Here is a 21360-nt window from a genome sequence, read left to right on the forward strand (position 1 = left end):
GTTAATTTGATTTTAGGGTTTTGAAGGCCAGATCGACAAAGAAATCCGTCGGGGCTTCATTGGCATTGCAATTGGTCAAACTCTGAAAGTGTTCTTTTAAGAAATTTTGGTGAAGCACCCCTTCTAGAATGGTGCTGGCCAAACTTTTGGGGTACGGGTATTGGGGATTCACCCCTTGTACCATCTCGGTCAAGCGGCTCACCATACGCTTGTAAATGACGAAATAACCCTCTTTGTTTTCAAGGTCGACCTCTTTTGTGAAAAACGATTTGGAAGATTCATTGACTACAATTCGGTTCAGTACAACCTCGTTGATGTGCGAGAAATGGGAGTCTTCTTCAATGGGTCGTGAGATAATCTCAATGGCTCTTTTCAGCTTTTCATGCGGATTGGAAATACTGTTCGTCGAAAACACCAAATGGTACTCAACCCAACCCCAATACCAAGAAGTGAGGTATACCAAAAGCTTGTGCTTGTTCTCAAAATACCGATAAATAGAACTTTCGTTCGAACCAATTTCGCTACCCAGTTTTTTGAAGGTAAAGGCCTCAAAGCCCATTTCGTCGATCATCAAAATGCTCTTTTCAATGATTCGTTTGCCCAAATCTGAGGACTCGGGGTCTTTGACATAGATTTTTTCGTTAATGGCAATTTTGATTGTTTGAAGTAATCGCTCCATATCACCTAATAAAATTCCATGCAAAAATAATAGTATTACTATTGTATTTCAATAGTTTAACCTTCTTTTAACGAAAGTATTACTTGTTAATCAAAAGCAACTTGTTATTTTTACTTGTAAATTCAAGTATCCTATGGCCAAATCTTTACTTTTATTCTTATTTGGTTTTTTCCTCTATACCGGAATGAATGCACAGACCCAGGTCTATAGAATGGGTTTTGAGCATTTTCAGGAAAGCCGGGGAGACAGCGATACGGGTCTATTGGCCAAACTGCCCTATACGGAGGTGGTTTTGGGATACAACCCCATGAACAGCCGTTCAGGCCTGGGCACCACCTTCAACTTTCATGGCCATGTGGTGGTGGTAGACCAAATGGATGTATTGCCAGACGGCAGCATCCAAGCCATTATCAGAAGGGAAGATGGGCGTGATTTTTTTGGCTATGCCCCAACCCTCAAGGCCATATTAATACCAGTCAATACTTTAAACAATTCACTGAAAAGCGGTAATTTAGTGTCTAATCTAAATGTAAAACAATGAGACAAATATCTTTCTTTGCGGTTTTATTTTTCTTTTTTGGTGCTTTAAATGCCCAAGACCAACAATCGGTCAACGTTGGAGACGAGCTTATTATTACATCTCCCATATCCCACAACTATAAATACATTGATGTTCCCCGAAAAAACTTCATTATCAAGCGTGGCGGTATTGCCAATTTAAAGAGCCTTGAAAATAGAAAAGCCATTGTAAAGGACATCAGCACCGAAGGAGACGAAGTGGTTGTTACCCTAGTACCAGCCAACGGCGGAAAATTCTTCAATGTTTACCGTGAGCTGAAAGCAGACTTAGCAGATGCCCTTGACAACGGTGAGCTACAAAAAGTCGAGGGATAACCTTGACAAAAACTAAAGTTGTTCTCTAACAAAGCGCCGGCCCCTTCATGTTCATAAAATCGTTTACCGGGCCGGCGCTTCATTTTTGCACGTAGGACTTCAACCATTTGAAATCACGTCCTATAATCTGTGATTTTTCATTCTCTAAAAAATCAAGAAATGCCAGTGCCACGGGTGAGTGTTTTTTGGCCCTCAGCCACACTACGTTCCACATGGTGGTAATTGGCAGGTTCTTCATGTCAAAAATCTGTAGATCGCCCTTGAGCAATTCGTTCTTAATTCCGATAAGCGGCATGATAGAGCAACCCAACCCTGCCAAAACGGCTTGTTTCACGGCCTCGTTTGAGGTGAGCTCAACCCTCTTGCCCACTTCTATTCCGAACTGTGTCAGGTAATTTTCCATAGCAGCACGAGTGGCAGAGCCCTCTTCCCTAAAAATAAGCGGTGTGCTAATTTGTCCGGTCTTATTGTCTACCCTTACCTCATCAAAATAGTTCGGATTGCCCACCAAGTATAGAATATTTGACATCAAGTCAACGGTTTCCAAATCTAGATGTGCGGGCAACACAGAGACCAAGGCAAAATCTACCTCGTTCTGTTCAAGACTTTCAACAACCCTAGATTTGTTGGTCACATCCATTACAAGGTCCACCCCGGGATTCTCGCGCATGAAAGCCGATAAAAAATAGGGCATTACGTATTTGCCCGTGGAAACGACGGAAATCTTTAGGCGGCCAGCCAACTGCCCGCCGTAAGAGAGCATTTTGTAATTAATCGCATCGACCTCGTTCAGAATTCGATCGGCCACCGTGGCTATTTCCTTGCCAAAATCTGTTATATAAAGCCTTCTGCCAACCACCTCGGTGAGTGGAATTGGAAATTGGTCTTGAAGGTTCTTCAATTGTATGGACACCGCAGGTTGGGTAAGGTGCAATTCTTCAGAGGCCTTGGTAATGCTTTCTTTTTCACAGATCTTCAAAAAGACCTTGAGTTGGTGCAGTGTAAAGTTCATAAACCTTTTTAATGTTTAGTATTATAAATATAAATAAAAACATATGAAATATTAATCTCAACTTTGCCCCCGGTTTTGAACGGCTTGACATATCCGTATTAAAACACAATCAGAAGTTCAACTTTAAAAACAGTGATTATGGAAGTAATAAGCGATGTAAAGACAATCAATCTAGTGGATGGTACATTTACACCTTCAGAGGCACATGATGTAATACAGGCACTGATTGACCAAAAAATTAATTTTCACAAGTTTCAACGCCTTTCTTGGTGTGAGGGAGACATCAATGCCGACACCCAGTACCCCGATGGTAGGATTGCAGAATTGATCGAAGAGAAGAAAAAAGCAAAAGAGCTCATAGCCGAGCTGAGAAAGGAAGGCAAAAAACTCAGAATTGACGGCATTTTGAAGATTTCTGTTGAAGAGTAACTGCTGAATGGACCTTCATCTTTTAGTTGATAATCTAACTAACCCTGCGCTCTTATTCTTTTTCTTGGGAATATTGGCGGTTCAATTAAAAAGTGATCTTGAAATTCCTTCGAACTCTTCAAAGTTCATCTCGCTGTATCTTCTTTTTGCCATTGGATTTAAGGGTGGCCAAGAGCTTTCCCACAGCGAACTGAATTTAGAGATTTTATGGTCGTTGCTGTTTGGTATTTTTATGGCGGTGGCGGTACCTGTCTACGCTTATTTTATTCTCCGCAGAAAGTTCAGCGTTGAAAATTCAGGGGCCATTGCGGCCGCCTATGGGTCGGTCAGCGCCGTGACTTTCGTTACGGCCATTACCTTTCTTGAAATAGAACACATCGATTTCGGCGGGCACATGGTTGCCGTAATGGCCTTGATGGAAGCACCTTCTATAATCGTTGGTGTCATACTCATGTCGCTCTTCAAAAAAGGACAGAAAACCGAAAGAGCTGATTTCGGTAAAGTCTTGCACCATTCGTTGACAAACGGTAGCGTATTGTTGATTATAGGAAGCTTGATAATCGGCTTCTTGGCAAATGACCAACAGGCCGAGGGCATCAAACCCTTTACTACCGATATTTTCAAAGGTTTCTTAGCGGTTTTCTTACTGGATATGGGCATTACCAGCGGACGAAAGCTCAACGATTTCTTGAAAAAAGGATGGTTTGCAGTGCTTTTCTCCATCATTTTGCCCATAATCAACGGTTGTTTTGTGGCTTGGTTCAGCCAGTTCATCACAGAAAGTGTGGGCAACAGGTTTTTGTTTGCTATTTTGGCGGCGAGTGCCTCTTATATTGCTGTGCCAGCGGCCATGCGGTTGGCGGCTCCGAAAGCCAACCCAAGCCTTTACATCCCCATGGCGTTGGCCATTACCTTCCCGTTCAACATTACGCTGGGTATGCCACTTTATCTGTATCTTGTACAGAACCTCTAAACGTTTTGAATGGAGAAAAAAAGATGTGGCTGGTGCGAGGGCGATGCCCTGTACGAAGCCTATCATGATAATGAATGGGGCGTACCTGTAAAAGATGATCCCACGCTCTTTGAGTTTTTGGTCTTGGAAACCTTTCAAGCAGGTTTGAGTTGGATTACCATCTTGAGAAAACGTGAAAATTTCAGAAGGGCATTTGACAATTTCGATTATGAAAAAGTTGCCCAATACCCCCAATCAAAAATAGATGCGCTCTTACAAGATACAGGCATCATCAGAAATAAATTGAAAGTGCATGCCACGGTGACCAATGCCCAAGCCTTTATGAAAGTGCGGCAAGAATTCGGAAGCTTCAGCAATTATATATGGGGGTTTGTCAATGGTACGCCCATTAAAAACAGCTATGACGACTACCGAAAGGCTCCTGCCAAGACCGAGCTGTCAGAGATCATCAGTAAAGACCTCAAAAAACGTGGCTTCAAATTTGTAGGAAGCACTGTGGTCTATGCGCACATGCAGGCCACGGGGATGGTAAACGACCATGAAACCAGTTGTTTCAGATATGATGAAGTGTAAAAACGCAACTGGCAAATGTTACGCTTTTCCCCGTAATAAAGCCAAAAAGTCTTTTCTTGAAACGATTTCAGCCCCCATGCTCTCTAGATGCTTGGTGGGCACTTGGCAGTCTATCATGGTATACTTCTTTTGTGCCAACTCTTGGGCCAATCGAATCAAAGCAAACTTTGAGGCGTTCGACACCAAACTGAACATACTCTCTCCACAAAATACATGGTCCAGATCAACTCCGTACAGGCCACCGACCAATGTATCTTGTTGCCAAACCTCATACGAGTGGGCATGACCCTGCCTATGTAGCTCAATATACGCGTTCTTCATGTTGGACGTTATCCAAGTGCCTGGCTGGTCTTTTCTTTCAGCATTCGCACAATGATCGATGACTTTTTCAAAACAGGTGTCTTTTGTCAACCTAAATTGCCCGCTCGCCAGTACTTTTCCCATACTTTTTGAGACTTTTATTTTTCGAGGAAACAATACCATGCGAGGGTCGGGCGACCACCACAGGATAAGGGCATCATTATTGAACCAAGGAAAAATGCCATTTCGATAAGCCAGCAACAAGCGTTCTACCGATAGGTCGCCACCAATGGCCAACAGCCCCTCTTCGCTGGCTTTTTCTACTGGTGGAAACTCCAATTCTTCACCAAGAAAAGCAATGGGAAGCCTCCGCTCTTGATTGTCCATAGCAATGCTTTTTTTTCTCTAAAATAGAGAATTTGCCTTAGAAGATCAGCAGCCCTGCTACGTAAATGGCACCCCCAACAAGCATGAAAATCAGGGTGTAGGGCAAAATTTCTTTTGCCTTTAATTTGGTAATGCCCAAAAGGGGCAAGGCCCAAAACGGTTGCAGCATGTTCGTCAATTGGTCGCCATATGCAAGGGCCATAATGGCCTTTGGCAGGGGTACCCCCAATTGCAGGGCCGACTCCAATACCAAGGGGCCCTGTACCGCCCATTGGCCTCCGCCACTCGGCACAAAAATATTGACAAGGCCAGCACTCAAAAAGGTAAATATGGGCAACGTTGTTTCATTGCTCACCGAAACGAAAAAATCGGATATCTGGTTGATCATACCACTTTGTGCCATTATACCCATGATACCAAAATATAGGGGGAATTGGATTAAAATGCCCGCCACGTCACCAATGGCCTCTTCGACGGCGTTCAAAAAACTTTTGAAGCTACCATGCAGTAAGAGCGCCAATCCGAGCATGAAGAAATTTAACATGTTCGGTGTAATGTTCAGCGTTTGCAAAGCGGGTAGGTACTGCAAAAGAAAAACACCCAACACCAACAATCCGAATATGGTCGAAAAAATTTTTGAGTGGTCCAATTTTTCAGCACCGACCAGCTCATCTTTACTTTCATGTTTAAACCGGTACACTCCCAAATCGATAGGGGTGGCAGCGGTCTTTTTTCCCAGAAAAAAGACCAATAAAGAAATTACCGTGACAATCACTAAAAAAATTACAAGATTGGAGATGCTGAACACCGTAAGCCCTGTTGAAATGGAATCGGGCAATTGCCCGACCAAACTGGCCGCTGAAACGCCTTGCATCAAATCGTGCAGATGTCCAGGCTCAGCGACCTTGATAGGCGCCGAGCCGCTAATGCCCCCATGCCAGACCATCAGACCAACATAGCCAGAGGCTCCTATAAGTGGATAATTTATTGGAATGCCCTCGGCGTGTGCATGCTCACCTACCTTTCGCGCCAGTATGGCCCCGAAAATCAACCCAAGCCCCCAATTGAAAAAAGAAACGAGCATGGTGGGCAAGGCCACCAACAGGGCGGCATTCGAAGTATTGCTTACATATTTTGTGATATGCATGATGAGCCTCTCCATAGGTTTGCTCAGCACCAGCACGTGCCCCAGCACCAAGATGAGCATCATTTGGTAGGCAAAGACCAAAAGACCGTTGTTCCAAATGCCCGATTCCCAATAGGATAGTATGGCCGTTAATTGGTTTTCGTTTTGGGACGGCTCGGTCAAAAAAAGTGCCAACACCAAGGTCAGCACGGTCAATAGTATGGCAATGGTAAAGGGAGAAGGCAAGTACCTTCTAAAGACATTTTCTATAAACGTGGTAAGGCCCATTGCCTAAAACGGAAGGTCGTCTGGCTCTTCTTCTTTTAGATCCTCAACGGGTTCAAATGCCTCCATCGGTGGCACGGGTGGCATGTTATCAGCATTTTGCTCTCCCTCAAGGCTTTCGATACGCCATCCTTGTATTGAATTGAAATATTTGGTTTCACCTTGTGGATTCACCCATTCACGGCCCCGTAGGTTGATACTGATCTTGACCATTTGCCCCACTTGAAAATTATCCAACAGGTTGGTCTTATCTTGTACAAACTCAACCAGTATATGTTGCGGATACTGCTCTTCGGTGGTAACGACTATTTCCCTTTTACGAAAACCGTTGTTACCATATTCTTTGGTTTCACCAATGAGTTTTATTCTTCCTTGAATCTCCATATCTCTCTTTTAATTCGTTTCAAAAATACATAAATGGCCCTGAAACTCGGCCCTTGAATATGATTGGGTTTTCAACATTTTATCCCTTTTTGCGTTATCTTTAAAATGCAAACGGCCTGGCATGGAATTCAACCCCAGAAAACGCACCTCGAACATCTTTCTTTTGATATCGGCCTTTGTCATAGTCAGCCTTATTTTATGGAACACCAATAGCTTTTTCAAGAAATTCAAGGAAGAAGAACGCCTCAAGATGGAAATTTGGGCCACGGCCCAATCAGAATTGTTACAAGCTGACGAAGACCAAGAGCTGGGCAATCTTACCCTCAAGGTATTGGGCAACAACACCTCGACCCCTATGATTCTTCAGAACAAGGATGGTTCTATCAGAACCAACAACATGCCCGAAGAAATGGTAGTGGACAGCGCCTATCTGCAAAAGAAGATGCGGCAGTTCGCCAGTGAGAACGACCCCATTATCATCGAAGATCGGGGCGAAGAGCTCGCCACCCTTTATTACGGCAATTCTGAGGTATTGAACAAGTTGAAATACTATCCCATAGCCCTTTTGCTGATTATTTTTCTGTTCGGAGCCGTCATCTTTTTCTTTTTCAAGACGAACAAGGCTTCAGAGCAGAACAAGCTCTGGGCGGGCATGGCAAAAGAGACCGCCCACCAAATTGGCACCCCATTGACTTCTCTTTTGGGATGGAATGAACTGTTAAAGGCCGAAAATATTAATCCTGAGGTAACCAAGGAAATTGGGAAAGACATTTCGCGCTTGCAGACCATTACAGAACGGTTTTCAAAAATCGGGTCGACCCCCGAACTTGAAATGCACGATATCGTATCTGAAACAGAAAAGGCCTATCAATACCTAAAGCGCCGCAGTTCTAAATTGATACAGTTTTCGTTCAGCTCAAACATCGACACACTTTTGGTGCCCCTGAACCCCCCTCTTTACAATTGGAGCATTGAAAATTTGGTGAAAAACGGCATCGATGCCATGAAGGGCAAGGGAAGCATTTCCATCAAGGTTGAAAAGACCGGCAACACGGTCAATATTTTAGTGGCCGACACGGGGCATGGCATTCCAAGGGGAGCGTTTCAAACCATATTCAACCCAGGGGTAACAACCAAAAAAAGAGGCTGGGGGCTGGGACTATCACTGGTGAAAAGGATTATTGAAGAATACCACAAAGGAAAAATTAAAGTATTTTCGTCTAGCAAGGAAGGAACAATCATGCAGATTTCATTGAAATCAAATCATTGATCATGGCCAAAGAGAAACAGGTAGTCATAAAGGATGTGGAAATTTCCAACAATTGCCCTGAATGCTTCAACCAAGAGCTTCGGCTTACCTTCTATCAAAGGCACACTTCCACACCCTTTTACCACAGAAAAACAAAAGACGTTACGCACGAAATAAAGTGCAAAAAATGTTATTCGCTCATCTATCCGGTAAATTGGACACCTGATATCGAAAGGGTATTTGACTATTACAATAAACTGGTTGAGCCCGATAGACCAGCAGTACGGTTCACCACCCTATTTTTTGTGATATTGTTGTTGTTGATTGTTTTGGTCGGGGCTGGTGTCTACCTTATCTTGGAGGGGATTATTTGATTGCCGACCGTATTTTTTCAGCCACTTCCTCGAACTCCTCTTCAGTAATTTCCACCTTGTGCTGAAAGGTCGCATCCTTCATGCTGTGAAGGGGAATCAAATGTACATGTACATGGGGCACCTCAAGACCGATCACCATCATACCTACCCTTTCGCAGGGCACTGTGGCCTCAATGGCCTTTGCCACTTTTCGCGAAAAGGCCATCAGCCCCATATAGTCACTTTCATCCAAGTCAAAGATTTTATTGACCTCCTTTTTGGGTACACAGAGTGTATGCCCCTTTGAATTGGGGTTGATGTCCAAAAAAGCAAAATGATGCTCATCTTCCGCGATTTTATAGCACGGAATCTCTCCATTGATGATTTTGGTAAAAATACTGGCCATTTGGTACGGTTCTAAACAAAAAAAATCCTGCCCTTTAAGGCAGGATTAAAGATATAAATTTATGAGGATGCTATTCACGGGTGATTTCTAAAATTTCAAACTTTAAGGTTCCGTTGGGTACGGTTATCTCGGCGACATCACCAACCGATTTGCCCAATAGCCCCTTGCCTATTGGAGAAGTCACTGAAATCTTTCCTGACTTCAAGTCTGCCTCACTCTCGGCCACTAAGGTATATTTCATTTCTTGTCCGTTGTTCTGGTTCTTCAACTTTACCGTCGAAAGCACCAACACTTTTGAAGTATCTAGCTGCGATTCGTCAATCAACCGTGCATTGGCCAAGGTCTCTTCCAATTTAGAAATTTTCATCTCTAAAAGCCCCTGTGCTTCCTTCGCGGCATCATATTCGGCGTTCTCTGACAAATCGCCCTTGTCTCTGGCCTCGGCAATGGCTTGTGAGGCCTTTGGCCGTTCAACATCCCTCAAGTAATCAAGTTCTTCCCTGAGTTTTTTTAATCCTTCCGCTGTATAATAAGATACGTTGCCCATATCGTTGTATTTTTATCGCCATCGAGTACCAGACCCCGAACGGGAATCTTTGTATGGCTCGGTTTATTAAATAGAAAAAATCCTCCGCTTTGACCATGCATGCATGGTTTTTGCGAGGATTTAACGCAAAGATACACAAATTTTGAGCATTTTTACCTTACGAACAGCTTTTCAGCATGTTATGAAGTATGTACCTCTTTTCACGTTCTTGCTCTTGTTTATTGCTTGTGGCAAAGACAATGCGGAGCGAAACCCCTTTTTACAGGAAACCAATTTCAGGTTTGAACTGAACCTCAACCTACCACTCTACAACGGACTCAACACCATTGGAAACCCAGTGTATGTTGGCAACAATGGGGTGGGACTTAGGGGCGTCTTTGTCATGAAGACCAGTGTTGACACCTATTTTGCCTTTGAGGCATCGTGCCCTAACCATATACCCAATTCATGTTCTACCATGACCCTTGACGGGCAGAATGTCACTTGTTCGTGCGAAGACTTTGAATATAGCCTTTTTACTGGTCAATTGCTCAACCGCCCAGATGATGGAGAACGATATTTTGATCTCTTGTTCTACAGGGCTGTACAAAGTGGTAATACCGTGACTATTTCGAATTAATACAACAGGTGTTCGATATAAAATCGAAACAATGATGGGGCTGACACCAATGAACAAGCCCAATGTCACTTCGAGCACAGTCGAAAAGCCTTAAAAATGGAGGCTTTTAAATAGGTCTCGACTGCGCTAGACCTGACAGAATATTTATATTGTTGAAAATCAAATGCTTGAGTGCCGTCTTACATCGAACTCACGTTACCCTATTGTTTTCCCAATATCTGGTCCATCAACCAACTGATGTGCAGTCCATCTACGCCCAAAGATGGGTGTTTGGCGTCTCCTATCAGATGTCTTTTGATGTTTTCAACATGATAGTGCTGTATGTGCTTCGGATTTTCTATCAGCAATGATTCTGTTCTTGCTTCAGTGGTCAACTGAATTGGTGCCTCATCAAACACCGAAAAAACAATTTTACCTTTTGAACCGTATATCTCCACTACATCTTCACGTTCATGAGCACCAAAGTTCCAGCTGCCCTGGCCTGTGACACCGCTTTCATATACCCAATTACCCACGATATTGTCAAAAGCTTTATACAGCCCCATTTGGTTTCTGGCAAAACCCTGTGCCTTTTTTACGCTTCCGAAGAAATAAGAAAAAAGATCTAGCCCATGGCTGGCCAAATCATCGAAATAGCCCCCCGGGGCCACCGCTGGATCGGTACGCCAGTTGTATTCGACATTCAAATCCTTTCTATTGGGCGGTTTGCCCAAATGCCAGCGTATATGCCTTACGTCTCCAATAAGGCTTTTGGCCAACCACTGCTTGACTTGGTTAAAACGTGGTAATGAGCGGCGATAATGGGCAATGAACAAGGGCAGGTTTTTCTCTTCAAAGGCTTGGCAAATGGACAAACTTTCTCTGAAAGAGGGTGCCATCGGCTTTTCAACACAACATGGCTTGCCTGCCTCGGCCACCTGCAACGCATAGTATTTATGGGTGTCGGGTGGGGTTGCAATGTAGACGGCATCAACCAAAGGGCTTTCAATTAGTTCCGCAGCATTATCGGTATACTTTGGAATGCCGTGTCGGTACGCATAGTCTCTTGCTTTGCCAATATCACGTCGCATGACCATACACCCCTCAAATCCGTCAGTCATCTGATAGGCAGGGCCACTCTTTACCTCGGTAACGGCACCACAGCCAATAAAGCCCCAGCGAATGGGGCCTTTATCAAAATAGGGTTTAAGGGCCATCTAGCTAGTTTTTTCAAAAGTACTTGAAATCTTCTTTTGCCCTCACCCCTAAATCCCCCTCTCCCACGGGAGAGGGGACTCTCAAAAGATTCAAAAATTCACGGTCGCACCCAACAAAAAGTTAATGCCCGCTTGCGGATAATAACCGGCACCCTCAAATGTGACTACGCTTCCTGAAGAGTCATCATCAAAGGTGAAGAAATAGCCGTTTGAAACGATATCTTGGTCAAAAAGGTTGTTCACCAACCCAGACAGTACAATGCTCTTAACGAACGAATTGGTCTCAATGGTGTACTGCAGGTTCAAATCGGTTTGCGAATAGGCCTCCAAAATCGAGGCTTCTGAATCAATGTTTCCCATGTACTGTTCCCCCACATATTTCGAGAGGAGCGAAATCTGAAAATACTCGTTCGGTGCGTAGGTGAGCATATTGCCCGCAACCACGCTCGGTGAATAGGCGATATTGGTATTGCCCAGGTTTCGTAACTGTCCATCTCGTTGAAAGATAAAATCCACATTTTTATTATCGCTCAATGCGATGTTTGGCCGCAGTCGCCATTTATTGCCCAACGCAATATTGGCATCCACTTCAAGGCCCAGACGATAACTATCGCCCACATTGGCACGTAGTGGCGCACCCACATCGTTCAGTTCGCCTGTTAGCACCAGTTGGTCTTTGTAGCGCATGTAATACACATTGGTGTTTACCTGTACGGAGGGCGAAACATAGCGCCAGCCCAATTCAAAATCGTTCAGTTTCTCTGGCCGTGGGTTACCGTTCTCATAATCGTTTCTGTTAGGCTCTCGATTGGCCCTGGCATACGAAAAGTAGAAATTATGGTTACGATTCAAATTATAGGTAATTCCCGCTTTGGGATTGAAAAAGTCAAAGGTATCATCGACCAAGCCCGTATCTTCACCATTGGCCTCATAGCCTACGGTTCTATACTGCAGGTCACCAAAAAGGCTCCATTTTTGGTTCAATTTATAGATGGCCTTTGCGTATAGGTTAAAATCCGTTTTGGTGGAATTATCATCATAATATCGATCACGATACTCACTATCACTTGCAAAACGAGCCCATATGACCTCTCCAAAATGGTCGCCTTTATAAATATTGTAGCCCCCACCCAAAATGAGATCCAGGTCTTCATTTTCATAATTGGCAGAGAAAACAGTACCATAAAAATCGTTGTCAAGCCATCTTCTGCGAATCAAGTCGGTAGTATTTACCTCTTCATCGTTGACATTAAGGGGCTCAAAACCATAGGTTGCAAAATCATCATCTTCGCGAAACTGTTCAAAAAAGCCCCGGCCACGGGTATAGTGCAGGGCTATATTGGTGCTCCAATTGCTGCCTAGTTGCTCGTTCCAGTGCAGTTGAAAATGGTCTTGTTTATAGTTGTCCACTTCGTTTTCATAGAACCGTACATTACCGTTCTCATCTGTATAAATGCCGGCGGCATTAAAGGTTCTGTTTGTTCGCAAAGTCTCGGCATCAATACCGTACCAAGCTTGGTAGGTTATCTCGTGTCCGCCAAAAAGAAGTGCCTTGACAAGGGTATTGTCATCGACATAGGTTCCTTGAAGAAAATAGGAATCGAGCTCTGCTGAAGCTCTGTCTATATAACCGTCAGAAGTTATGCGTGATAACCTTCCGGCCAGTTCTATTTTATCATTGAGCAGCCCTGTACTAAACTTGACATTGTTGCGCAGGGTATTAAAGCTACCATATGAAGAAGAAATGCGGGCGTAAGCATCTTCAGAAAATCCATCGGTCAACAAGTTAAGACTGGCGCCAAAGGCTCCGGCCCCATTGGTAGAGGTGCCCACCCCCCGCTGCAGTTGTAAACTTTCGGTCGAAGAGGCAAAATCGGGCATATTCACCCAAAAAGTGCCTTGTGATTCGGCGTCGTTATAGGGAATACCATTGATGGTGACATTCACACGTGTGGCATCACTGCCACGCACCCTGATACCCGTATACCCCACGCCAGCCCCTGCATCTGAAGTGGTTACCACAGCAGGCAGGTAATTCATCAAAATCGGAATATCTTGCCCAAGGTTTCTTGGGGCAATCTCTTCCTTGTCCAGATCGGAAAAGGTGACCGGTGATTCTTTGGTTACCCGAACGGCCTGCACGAGTACCTCATCGAGTACGACTTTTTTTCCTTCTAAAGTGTCTTGTTGTTTTTCTTGTGCACTGAGACCCAGTGCCAGCCCTGAAAGGGCAAAAGTTGCGAATACAGTCTTCATCCGTAAAAATTTTTACGAATAAAAGGGGCCATTATTCTGGTTTGACTTTGATTGTTGTTGGTCATGCCAATTATCTGGCAACAAACACAACGATTAGGAAATACCAAATGGCGATTTATCGCCTCCCTTGGCGGCATTACCCGCCCAGGTTCATTGGGTATAATCTCAGCCCTACAAATTGCAAATGATATAGTATGAATTCCAAATTTAGATTCTGGAACTCTTCATGCTACATTCACAATTCGTAGAAGCACCCCTTTGAGATGGTACAAATGTACCACTGAAACTTTTATTTTCATAAAAAAAGGCCGCCGAAGCAGCCTTATCTGACCAAGCCAATACTGACCTTTAATATAGGGGAAGTTGTCAACAACAATATAAAAAGTGCAAATTGCCTTTGGCCATCGGACAATGCATGGTTAGTGTTTGCATAGCATTATCCTTATACTTCAATCTTTTCGGTTTCCTTTTTGTTCCATCTCCTTCTTTCGTTTTTCAGGTACGGTCCCATCAAATAGATGGCCATGGCGAACGACAGAACACTTATAATCAACAGTATGATATATATCGCTTGCATCTTTTTGTATTAATTGTGGTTGAACTGCCTAAAAAAGGGCCGTATACGTATTGACACGGCCCTTCCAACCAAATCAACCAACCAAAATCCGTGCGCCGTAAGGCTACAACGGATAGTTTTCTTCTATTTTTTCTTCAGCAGGATTCTCCGTTGCTGTGTTCCCTATTTTCTCCTCGACCTTGCGATTGTCTTCTTTCTCGCTATTGCCCTTTACATTTTTGGCCATCAACAGCGCCGCCATCAATATGGCGATCAGTATGCCTGATTTCAAAAGGTCTTTCATCTTGTTTGGTTCTTCACTTTGTATGACACCCTTTTTTGAAAAAGGTCACATACAAAAAAACCCCTTAAAAAAAAGGGGGTGGATAAGGTAACTTGTGTTTACTTAAACCTGATGTGAGGGTTTCAAGAGATCATTCACTGTTTTCACAGGATTAAAGGTCACCAAGGGCACCTCGACGAAAATGGTGTTCCAGTAGGCCATGGCCCCGTTCCATAGACCCGGAAGCTCAAGGGCCTTTAAGGGCTTGCCCTCTTTTGTCTTCTCTGTTATAAAACCTTGCTTTGCATCTACATAATTTAGGAGGTTGTACTTTTCTCCCTTATGGTTCTTTACCCCACATACCAGGTCAACGGGGTTGAAATGGGTAGAATTCTTTAAAATGGACACTTGGTGCCCGTTTCCCATATCGACCTGTGCCGATTCGATGATCTGCAGCGAAATATTGCCATTTTTGTCCTTGATCCAAAAGGGTCCGCCACCGGGTTCGCCCTCGTTTTTGACCATGCCGCACACACGAATGGGCCTGTTCAACTTGTCTTTGAGAATAGCTCTCTGGTCGTCGATGCTCAACCCCCTGTAGTTTTCTTGAAAACGAACGTTCAACCGTTTTTCAAGAAAATCTTTGGCCTCGGCCATGACATCAATCGATACGGTTTCGTCATCCAATTTTTCAGCGAACGAAAAAGCCTCGGACTGTACTTGTAGCAATACCCCTGCAAGCATTTTTTTGCTGTTCGCGACCGCTTCCAAGTTTCTATCGACCACCACATTGTCGATGTTTTTGATAAAGATGATATCGGCCTGTTGATCGTTCAGGTTTTCAATAAGTGCCCCGTGGCCGCCGGGCCGAAACAGCAACGTGCCATCATTGCTTCTAAAGGGTTCATCGTTCAGGTCAACCGCTATGGTGTCGGTCGAAGACTTTTGGTTTGAATAACCGACCTTGAAAGTTGCCTGTGTCGATTTTGAAACTCTTTCAGCAACTCTCTTTTCTTCGGCCCTGAACATTTCATTATGCTGCTCAGATATGGTGAAGTGCAGATTTGCAACACCATCGGTCTTGGCATACAGTGCCGCCTCTTTCAAGTGTTCTTCGAGAGGGGTGGCGGTATCTTTGCCATATTTATGAAAGGGCAACAATCCCTTTGGATAAACCCCATAGTCGAGACCATCGGTCGATAGCATTTCCTTGACAAAATAATAGACTTGCTCGCCTTGTGAATGGTACTTACCCTCGATACGGTCCATTATCTTTTCGTAAAAGGGAAACTTTTCGATACCCTCGGCGAACTTTTTGACCGCTTCGTCGTTGGTTCTCTCCACGTATTCGGTTAATGTTTCCCGTTTGGGATCATGCGCATCCAAAAAATTGAACATGGCCTTGAACATTCTGGAGGCCGCCCCCGAGGCGGGCACGAATTTCAACAGTTTCAGTCTATCGCGATGCTTTTCAAAATAATCGCCCCGTTTTTTCTGTTCCGCTTCTGTAAATCTCTCGATGCCATTGCCTACAACAGCCGCTTTTTCGAGCGTCACAAAGGGAATGCCCTCTTTGAACGTATCTATCTGCTTGAGAACTTTTTCTCTGGTTATGCCTTTTTCTTCAAGTTGTTGCAGGTCTTTTTCTGAAAATTGAACCATGGTCACAATAATTTATCAATGTGGTTGATCGCGGTTGAAAGCCGCGTTTCTTTATCACCCTTTAAGATAACAAAATTACGGCCATACTTCACCAAGGCATCTTTGAAACATGCAAACATTCGCTCCCTTTCATCAGGCTTGTCGCGCAGGTCGTCTTTTACCCAGGGCGTATCGATATAGGTCAACAAATAGAGGTCGTATTGGTTGGCCAATGCATATTTTTCGAGTTCGGGGTCGCAATACCCCAGATAATAGGCCTCAGAATACACTTTGGTCTCCAAAAGGTCTGTATCGCACACCAACAACCTGTTCGCCTCTTTTGCCAAGGCGTTCTCGCTGGCCATCTGGCCCTCGGCTATCGGAAGCAAATCTTTAGGCTCGCAGGTCTTTTGTTCCCTATCCCACTTTTCTTGAAGGTATTCACGGGCATACTCGGGCACCCAAACGGTATTGTAATGTGCTGCCAGTTGTTTGGCCAAGGTGGTCTTTCCGGTCGATTCGGGTCCAAAAAGTACTACTTTGACGAGGTCTGAAGGTTGTTGTGCAAACTTTTCTTCCATGCTAGATAGCCCTGTATGGCCAAAATCGTGAAAATAAGATATTGTAGTGAGAACATGCCCCACCCCCTATAGGCATACAAAGGTACGGTTATTAGGTCTCCCAAGATCCAAAGGGTCCAGTTTTCGAGCTTCTTGTTTGCCATATACCACATGGCCGTGAAAAAGATGCCCGAGGTGAATATGTCAATATAGTTTGAGACCTCAATTTCAGACCCGAAGAGCCGGTACACGGTGTACGTGACCAACATGGTCAATACGAACAGTGCGAACCCGATCCATTTTTCCTTGGTATTGGTTCTTGAAATCTGAACCACGAACTCTTTGTCGTTCTTTCGGCGGGCCCAGTTATACCAGCCGTAGATGCTCATGATCGAGAAATAGAAATTCATCATCATGTCCCCGAAAAGCTGGTCTACAAGAAAGAGATAGGTGGTAATGGCCGTGGCAACCAATCCTGTCGGATATACCAAGATATTCTCTCTTTTCGCATAGACCACGCTGGCTATTCCGAAAAAGAAAGCCGTGGCCTCAAGAATAATCAAAGAAACCTGTCTGCCCTGGTACGGTTCAAGAAAGAAATCAAAAATGGGGTTCATAACCACTTCGGTCAGACTTTACGATCTTCATGTACAAAAGTACCCGTTCTGTGTTTTCAAAGGCTGCCTTTATTTCATCTGTCAGCAGGGCCATGACCTTGTCATAATCTCCAAAAACCTGGGTGCTGAGCGGATTTTCCACCACGGTCAGACCAGAATTCCGTAGTCTTTTGATAAAATCGATGATCGGTGGTTCAAAATCGTCTTGAAGGGGGGTGAGTGTCAGCTCAACTGAAATTTCCATAAGGAGATTTTACGGTGTTTTGGCAAAGAAATCAAATTTCCTTCAGTCCCCGGCCTTTTTAAGGGCATAAACGGTGGTAAAGCCCTCGAATTCGAAAAACTTGACATCGTAGTGCGTCGAGTGGCCCTTGTACAATATTTCGGCAGTGGTCTGGCCATCAGCAAAAGAGAAGTCATGCACATCAATATGCCTGAGAAAACTAAGTCCCGGTTGGGCATAGATTTTATAAAGTGATTCTTTGGCCCCCCAAACAATGGTCAATTTTCTCTTAACGGCCTCTGCATTGGCCAACGTACTGTATTCTTGAATGGGTGTAAACTTATAGGCAATTTTCAAGATCTTATCGCGCTGCTTTTCAATGTCTATGCCCACTTGGTGGGACTCGCTCACAATAATGCCGGTAAAATGGTGCGAATGGGTAATCGAGATGTGGTTGCCGTCCATCAGATGGGGCTTGCCCATCTTATCGTAGTACAGGTCTTTGTCTTCATAGCCTGCCTCGGCCATCAAGTGCCTAATGCTCAAAAAGGCCCTGCGGTGCATTTCAGATTTCATGCCATCGATCCGTTGTTGGCAATGCATTGTCAAAGACACTCCCTTCCAGAGGTCGGTTTCGGGTTCCGTTACCTTCCAGATATAGATTTTGGTCTTGTTCGATTCTGTTATGGTTTTGTAAAGGGGCACTGGTATGAGTTAAGTTATTTGTACCTTTGCGACTCATAAAATTTTGTTTCCTGAACGGCCAACAAGACCGGTAACAGAAACCATAGGTCGTACGAGGCGAGCCTCGTATTTGAAAAGCCCTTTATGGGCAAAACGAAGCTACGAAAGTAAAATTAAATAGAAGATGAGTACAAAAACAATTCCCTATGTTGCCTATAAGGTCAAAGACATTTCATTGGCCGAATGGGGCCGAAAAGAAATCGAGTTGGCCGAAGCAGAGATGCCAGGTCTAATGGCATTAAGGGAGGAATACAAAAACCAACAGCCACTTAAAGGGGCACGTATAGCAGGATGCCTTCATATGACCATTCAAACCGCTGTTTTGATAGAAACCTTGGTCGAATTGGGGGCCGAGGCCACTTGGAGTTCTTGCAACATATTTTCAACCCAAGACCATGCCGCTGCCGCCATTGCCGCAGCAGGAATTCCGGTATACGCCTGGAAAGGTATGACCGAAGAAGAGTTTGACTGGTGCATAGAACAAACCCTGTTCTTTGGTGAAGAGCGGAAGCCCCTCAACATGATTTTGGATGATGGCGGTGACCTGACCAACATGGTTCTCGATAAGTACCCTGAGTTGGCAACAGGCATAAAGGGATTGTCAGAAGAGACCACCACAGGTGTTCACAGATTGTACGAGCGCATGAAAAACGGTACGCTACCCATGCCCGCCTTTAACGTGAACGACTCGGTCACAAAATCAAAGTTCGACAACAAATATGGTTGTAGGGAAAGTGCCGTCGACGCCATTCGCCGTGCCACCGATACCATGTTGGCAGGCAAAAAAGTGGTCGTTGCCGGTTATGGCGATGTTGGCAAGGGTTCAGCAGCCTCTTTTAGGGGAGCAGGTGCCATAGTGACCGTTACCGAAATAGACCCTATCTGTGCCCTCCAGGCCTGTATGGATGGTTACGAGGTCAAAAAACTGGAAACGGTAATCGGCAATGCCGATATCGTTATCACCGCCACCGGCAATAAAGATATTATCCGCGAAGAGCATTTTAGGGCGATGAAAGACAAGGCCATTGTCTGCAATATCGGGCACTTCGACAATGAAATCGATATGGCGTGGCTTAACAGCAACTATGGCAATACCAAAGACGAGATTAAGCCACAGGTGGATAAGTACACCATTGACGGCAAGGATATCATCGTATTGGCTGAGGGCCGCCTAGTGAATTTGGGCTGTGCAACGGGACATCCAAGTTTTGTTATGAGCAACTCGTTCACCAACCAGACCTTGGCACAAATTGAACTATGGAACCACAGCGACAAGTACGAGAACAGGGTCTATACACTGCCCAAGCATTTAGATGAAAAAGTGGCCAAACTTCACTTGGCACGCCTTGGTGCCGAATTGACAGAGCTAAGGCCCGACCAAGCCGAATATATTGGGGTTGAGGTAAAAGGCCCGTTCAAGCCCGAGTATTATAGATACTAGCTGTTAGACATAAGATTCCAAACAATAGACCCTTGCATCCCGTTAGTTGATGGGTTGCAAGGGTTTTCCCATTATGAAATAAAGAAGTAATTTTCAGCTTTGGCCCTATATTCCCCGCCCGCTTATTTCTAACGGACCAAAATTTTATCGATGACCCTATTTGTTGACATGGATGAGGTTTTGGCAGAAACCTACCTCAGGCACATTGAACTGTACAACCAAGACTTTGGTGAAAATCTTACCGTTGAAGAATGCAAAGGCAAAGAGGTGTGGCAGGTGGTTCCCAAAGAACGGCAGAAAAGCATACAGAACCACGCCAATACCATAGGGTTTTTTAGGGATTTGAAACCCGTGAAAGACAGTCAGGAAGTAATGCGGGAGCTTTGCGACCGGTACGAGGTGTATATTGCCTCTGCCGCCATGCAGTTTCCGTATTCCCTAAAGGAAAAGAGCGATTGGCTCGACGAGCATTTTCCATTTATACATTGGAGAAAGCGAATTTTATGTGGTGACAAATACATCTTAAGGGGAGACGTGTTGATCGATGACCGCAGCTATAACCTTGAGCCCTTTGATGGCAGTACGATATTGTTCACCTCGCCCCACAACATTTTTCAAAATGGTTTTGAAAGGGCCAACAACTGGCAAGAAATAGCCGAAAAACTTTTATAGGTCTTTACAAATGAAAAAAGCCCTGACATTCCGTAGTGCCGGAAGGTCAGGGCCTTATAATTTTAAAAGGTAGTGTTTTGTGGCCTATGCCTCGAACGGGTCTACCGACACGTATGACTTACCGCCCGTTTTCTTTTGAAAACGTACGATGCCATCGACCTTGGCATGAAGCGTATGGTCTTTACCGGCATAAACATTCTCGCCAGGTCTGTGCTTGGTGCCCCGTTGTCTAACGATTATATTGCCTGCAACCGCGGCTTGACCACCAAAAATCTTAACGCCCAAGCGTTTCGATTCTGACTCTCTTCCGTTTTTCGAACTACCTACACCTTTCTTGTGTGCCATGATAATTTATTTTTTATCCCTCTTTCGCCCCAAGGGCAACCTGGGATGTGTTTTTACTCGATTTTATTTGCTCAAAGCTTCGATCAACTCAGCTTTCTTCATAGAAGAATAACCGTTGATCTCTTTGGCCTTCGCCATTTCTTTAAGTTCAGCTACGGTCTTCTTTCCCAAATCTTCAGAAGCCTTGGGCTTTGCCTCTTTTTTAGGGGCGGCCTTGGGCGCTTCCTTCTTTGCAGCGGGCTTCTCTTGTTTGGCCTTTTCCGGGGCAGCTTTTTTGGCTCCCTTCGCCACAATGTTCTCAACCACAATTTCGGTCAAATACTGCCTGTGGCCGTTTTTCTTGCGGTATCCTTTTCTTCTTTTCTTTTTAAAGACAATTACCTTGTCTCCCTTTAGGTGCTTGACCACTTTGACCTCTACCGCTGCACCTTCTATAGCCGGGGCGCCAATGGTTACGTTGCCACCGTCTTCCAACAACAATACCTTATCGAAGGTCACTTTCTTACCTTCTTCGGTCTGCAAGCGGTGCACGTACACTTTTTGGTCTTTCGCAACCTTGAATTGCTGCCCTGCCATCTCTACAATTGCGTACATACTCTAATTGATTTAT

General features: G+C 44.5%; 28 protein-coding genes. 10 read left to right on the forward strand and 18 right to left on the reverse strand.

What is annotated here, in order from left to right; all coding sequences use genetic code 11:
* Position 1: 1 nt before the first annotated feature.
* Positions 2-679, reverse strand: coding sequence for a TetR/AcrR family transcriptional regulator (locus tag VC82_RS05435; RefSeq protein ID WP_045801463.1), 678 nt, complete (start codon positions 677-679; stop codon positions 2-4).
* 133 nt (positions 680-812) lie between these two features.
* Here VC82_RS05435 and VC82_RS05440 point away from each other — a divergent pair, with 133 nt between their 5' ends.
* Together VC82_RS05440 and VC82_RS05445 are read left to right on the forward strand one after the other, a co-directional pair.
* Complete coding sequence (locus tag VC82_RS05440) at positions 813-1220, forward strand: hypothetical protein (protein ID WP_045801464.1); 408 nt, start codon at positions 813-815, stop codon at positions 1218-1220.
* Entirely contained in the window at positions 1217-1573 is a 357-nt protein-coding gene (locus VC82_RS05445; RefSeq protein WP_045801465.1) for a hypothetical protein, read from the forward strand. Before VC82_RS05440 ends, VC82_RS05445 begins: the two co-directional genes overlap by 4 nt.
* A gap of 79 nt (positions 1574-1652) precedes the next feature.
* Here the strand turns inward: VC82_RS05445 and VC82_RS05450 are convergent, their stop codons facing one another.
* Entirely contained in the window at positions 1653-2585 is a 933-nt protein-coding gene (locus VC82_RS05450) for a LysR family transcriptional regulator (protein ID WP_045801466.1), read from the reverse strand.
* Positions 2586-2723: 138 nt separating this feature from the next.
* Here VC82_RS05450 and VC82_RS05455 point away from each other — a divergent pair, with 138 nt between their 5' ends.
* The 3 genes from VC82_RS05455 to VC82_RS05465 are packed head-to-tail and all read left to right on the forward strand — an operon-like array spanning position 2724 to position 4560.
* Positions 2724-3014 (forward strand): hypothetical protein, encoded by a 291-nt coding sequence (locus VC82_RS05455; RefSeq protein ID WP_045801467.1) that lies wholly within the window; start codon positions 2724-2726, stop codon positions 3012-3014.
* A 7-nt stretch (positions 3015-3021) separates the two neighbouring features.
* A complete protein-coding gene (locus VC82_RS05460) occupies positions 3022-3987 on the forward strand; it encodes a sodium-dependent bicarbonate transport family permease (RefSeq protein WP_045801468.1) in 966 nt (321 codons plus the stop codon).
* A gap of 9 nt (positions 3988-3996) precedes the next feature.
* A complete protein-coding gene (locus VC82_RS05465) occupies positions 3997-4560 on the forward strand; it encodes a DNA-3-methyladenine glycosylase I (RefSeq protein ID WP_045801469.1) in 564 nt (187 codons plus the stop codon).
* A gap of 18 nt (positions 4561-4578) precedes the next feature.
* Here the strand turns inward: VC82_RS05465 and aat are convergent, their stop codons facing one another.
* The 3 genes from aat to VC82_RS05480 are packed head-to-tail and all read right to left on the reverse strand — an operon-like array spanning position 4579 to position 7042.
* Positions 4579-5247 carry a leucyl/phenylalanyl-tRNA--protein transferase gene (gene aat, locus VC82_RS05470; protein ID WP_045801470.1) on the reverse strand — a complete coding sequence of 223 codons (669 nt, stop codon included), beginning with the start codon at positions 5245-5247 and terminating at the stop codon, positions 4579-4581.
* A gap of 37 nt (positions 5248-5284) precedes the next feature.
* A complete protein-coding gene (locus VC82_RS05475) occupies positions 5285-6661 on the reverse strand; it encodes a short-chain fatty acid transporter (protein ID WP_045801471.1) in 1377 nt (458 codons plus the stop codon).
* Between the two features lie 3 nt (positions 6662-6664).
* Positions 6665-7042 carry a DUF3127 domain-containing protein gene (locus tag VC82_RS05480; protein ID WP_045801472.1) on the reverse strand — a complete coding sequence of 126 codons (378 nt, stop codon included), beginning with the start codon at positions 7040-7042 and terminating at the stop codon, positions 6665-6667.
* A gap of 121 nt (positions 7043-7163) precedes the next feature.
* Here VC82_RS05480 and VC82_RS05485 point away from each other — a divergent pair, with 121 nt between their 5' ends.
* Complete coding sequence (locus VC82_RS05485; RefSeq protein ID WP_045801473.1) at positions 7164-8312, forward strand: sensor histidine kinase; 1149 nt, start codon at positions 7164-7166, stop codon at positions 8310-8312.
* A gap of 2 nt (positions 8313-8314) precedes the next feature.
* Positions 8315-8665, forward strand: a complete 351-nt coding sequence (locus VC82_RS05490) for a hypothetical protein (protein ID WP_045801474.1) — start codon at positions 8315-8317, stop codon at positions 8663-8665.
* On the opposite strand, the gene VC82_RS05495 is transcribed toward VC82_RS05490, so the two are convergent.
* Positions 8658-9050: an HIT family protein gene (locus tag VC82_RS05495; RefSeq protein WP_045801475.1), complete on the reverse strand. Its 393-nt coding sequence runs from the start codon at positions 9048-9050 to the stop codon at positions 8658-8660. The genes VC82_RS05490 and VC82_RS05495 overlap by 8 nt on opposite strands.
* 70 nt (positions 9051-9120) lie before the next feature.
* The gene (gene greA, locus VC82_RS05500; RefSeq protein ID WP_045801476.1) at positions 9121-9597 is read right to left on the reverse strand and encodes a transcription elongation factor GreA; all 477 of its coding nucleotides are present in this window, start codon (positions 9595-9597) and stop codon (positions 9121-9123) included.
* 181 nt (positions 9598-9778) lie between these two features.
* Between greA and VC82_RS05505 the strand changes: the two genes are divergently transcribed.
* Positions 9779-10216 carry a Rieske (2Fe-2S) protein gene (locus VC82_RS05505; protein WP_045801477.1) on the forward strand — a complete coding sequence of 146 codons (438 nt, stop codon included), beginning with the start codon at positions 9779-9781 and terminating at the stop codon, positions 10214-10216.
* A 200-nt stretch (positions 10217-10416) separates the two neighbouring features.
* On the opposite strand, the gene VC82_RS05510 is transcribed toward VC82_RS05505, so the two are convergent.
* The 9 genes from VC82_RS05510 to VC82_RS05540 all read right to left on the reverse strand — a co-directional run bounded on the left by VC82_RS05510 (position 10417) and on the right by VC82_RS05540 (position 18253).
* Entirely contained in the window at positions 10417-11412 is a 996-nt protein-coding gene (locus tag VC82_RS05510) for a Gfo/Idh/MocA family protein (RefSeq protein WP_045801478.1), read from the reverse strand.
* 90 nt (positions 11413-11502) lie between these two features.
* A complete protein-coding gene (locus VC82_RS05515; RefSeq protein ID WP_045801479.1) occupies positions 11503-13668 on the reverse strand; it encodes a TonB-dependent receptor in 2166 nt (721 codons plus the stop codon).
* Between the two features lie 442 nt (positions 13669-14110).
* On the reverse strand, positions 14111-14245 hold the full coding sequence (locus VC82_RS15855; protein ID WP_262491909.1) for a hypothetical protein: 135 nt from the start codon (positions 14243-14245) through the stop codon (positions 14111-14113).
* Positions 14246-14348: 103 nt separating this feature from the next.
* On the reverse strand, positions 14349-14528 hold the full coding sequence (locus VC82_RS15530; RefSeq protein WP_157517997.1) for a hypothetical protein: 180 nt from the start codon (positions 14526-14528) through the stop codon (positions 14349-14351).
* Positions 14529-14630: 102 nt separating this feature from the next.
* Positions 14631-16169, reverse strand: a complete 1539-nt coding sequence (locus VC82_RS05520; RefSeq protein ID WP_045801480.1) for a DUF4301 family protein — start codon at positions 16167-16169, stop codon at positions 14631-14633.
* Positions 16170-16171: 2 nt separating this feature from the next.
* On the reverse strand, positions 16172-16729 hold the full coding sequence (locus tag VC82_RS05525) for an AAA family ATPase (RefSeq protein WP_045801481.1): 558 nt from the start codon (positions 16727-16729) through the stop codon (positions 16172-16174).
* Complete coding sequence (pnuC, locus tag VC82_RS05530) at positions 16684-17325, reverse strand: nicotinamide riboside transporter PnuC (protein WP_045801482.1); 642 nt, start codon at positions 17323-17325, stop codon at positions 16684-16686. The genes VC82_RS05525 and pnuC overlap by 46 nt, the downstream gene beginning before the upstream one ends.
* Positions 17309-17569: a thiamine-binding protein gene (locus VC82_RS05535; RefSeq protein WP_045801483.1), complete on the reverse strand. Its 261-nt coding sequence runs from the start codon at positions 17567-17569 to the stop codon at positions 17309-17311. The genes pnuC and VC82_RS05535 overlap by 17 nt, the downstream gene beginning before the upstream one ends.
* A gap of 42 nt (positions 17570-17611) precedes the next feature.
* Positions 17612-18253, reverse strand: coding sequence for a 4'-phosphopantetheinyl transferase family protein (locus VC82_RS05540; protein ID WP_045801484.1), 642 nt, complete (start codon positions 18251-18253; stop codon positions 17612-17614).
* Positions 18254-18416: 163 nt separating this feature from the next.
* On the opposite strand from VC82_RS05540, the gene ahcY reads away from it, so the two are divergent.
* Together ahcY and VC82_RS05550 are read left to right on the forward strand one after the other, a co-directional pair.
* Positions 18417-19733, forward strand: coding sequence for an adenosylhomocysteinase (ahcY, locus tag VC82_RS05545; protein WP_045801485.1), 1317 nt, complete (start codon positions 18417-18419; stop codon positions 19731-19733).
* Positions 19734-19883: 150 nt separating this feature from the next.
* Positions 19884-20405 carry a 5' nucleotidase, NT5C type gene (locus VC82_RS05550; RefSeq protein ID WP_045801486.1) on the forward strand — a complete coding sequence of 174 codons (522 nt, stop codon included), beginning with the start codon at positions 19884-19886 and terminating at the stop codon, positions 20403-20405.
* Positions 20406-20489: 84 nt separating this feature from the next.
* Here VC82_RS05550 and rpmA read toward each other — a convergent pair whose 3' ends face one another.
* Complete coding sequence (rpmA, locus tag VC82_RS05555; protein ID WP_045801487.1) at positions 20490-20750, reverse strand: 50S ribosomal protein L27; 261 nt, start codon at positions 20748-20750, stop codon at positions 20490-20492.
* 63 nt (positions 20751-20813) lie between these two features.
* The gene (gene rplU / locus VC82_RS05560) at positions 20814-21344 is read right to left on the reverse strand and encodes a 50S ribosomal protein L21 (protein ID WP_045801488.1); all 531 of its coding nucleotides are present in this window, start codon (positions 21342-21344) and stop codon (positions 20814-20816) included.
* Between the last annotated feature and the right edge of the window lie 16 nt (positions 21345-21360).

It is taken from the genome of Flagellimonas lutaonensis (assembly GCF_000963865.1).
Classification (GTDB): Bacteria; Bacteroidota; Bacteroidia; order Flavobacteriales; family Flavobacteriaceae; genus Flagellimonas_A; species Flagellimonas_A lutaonensis.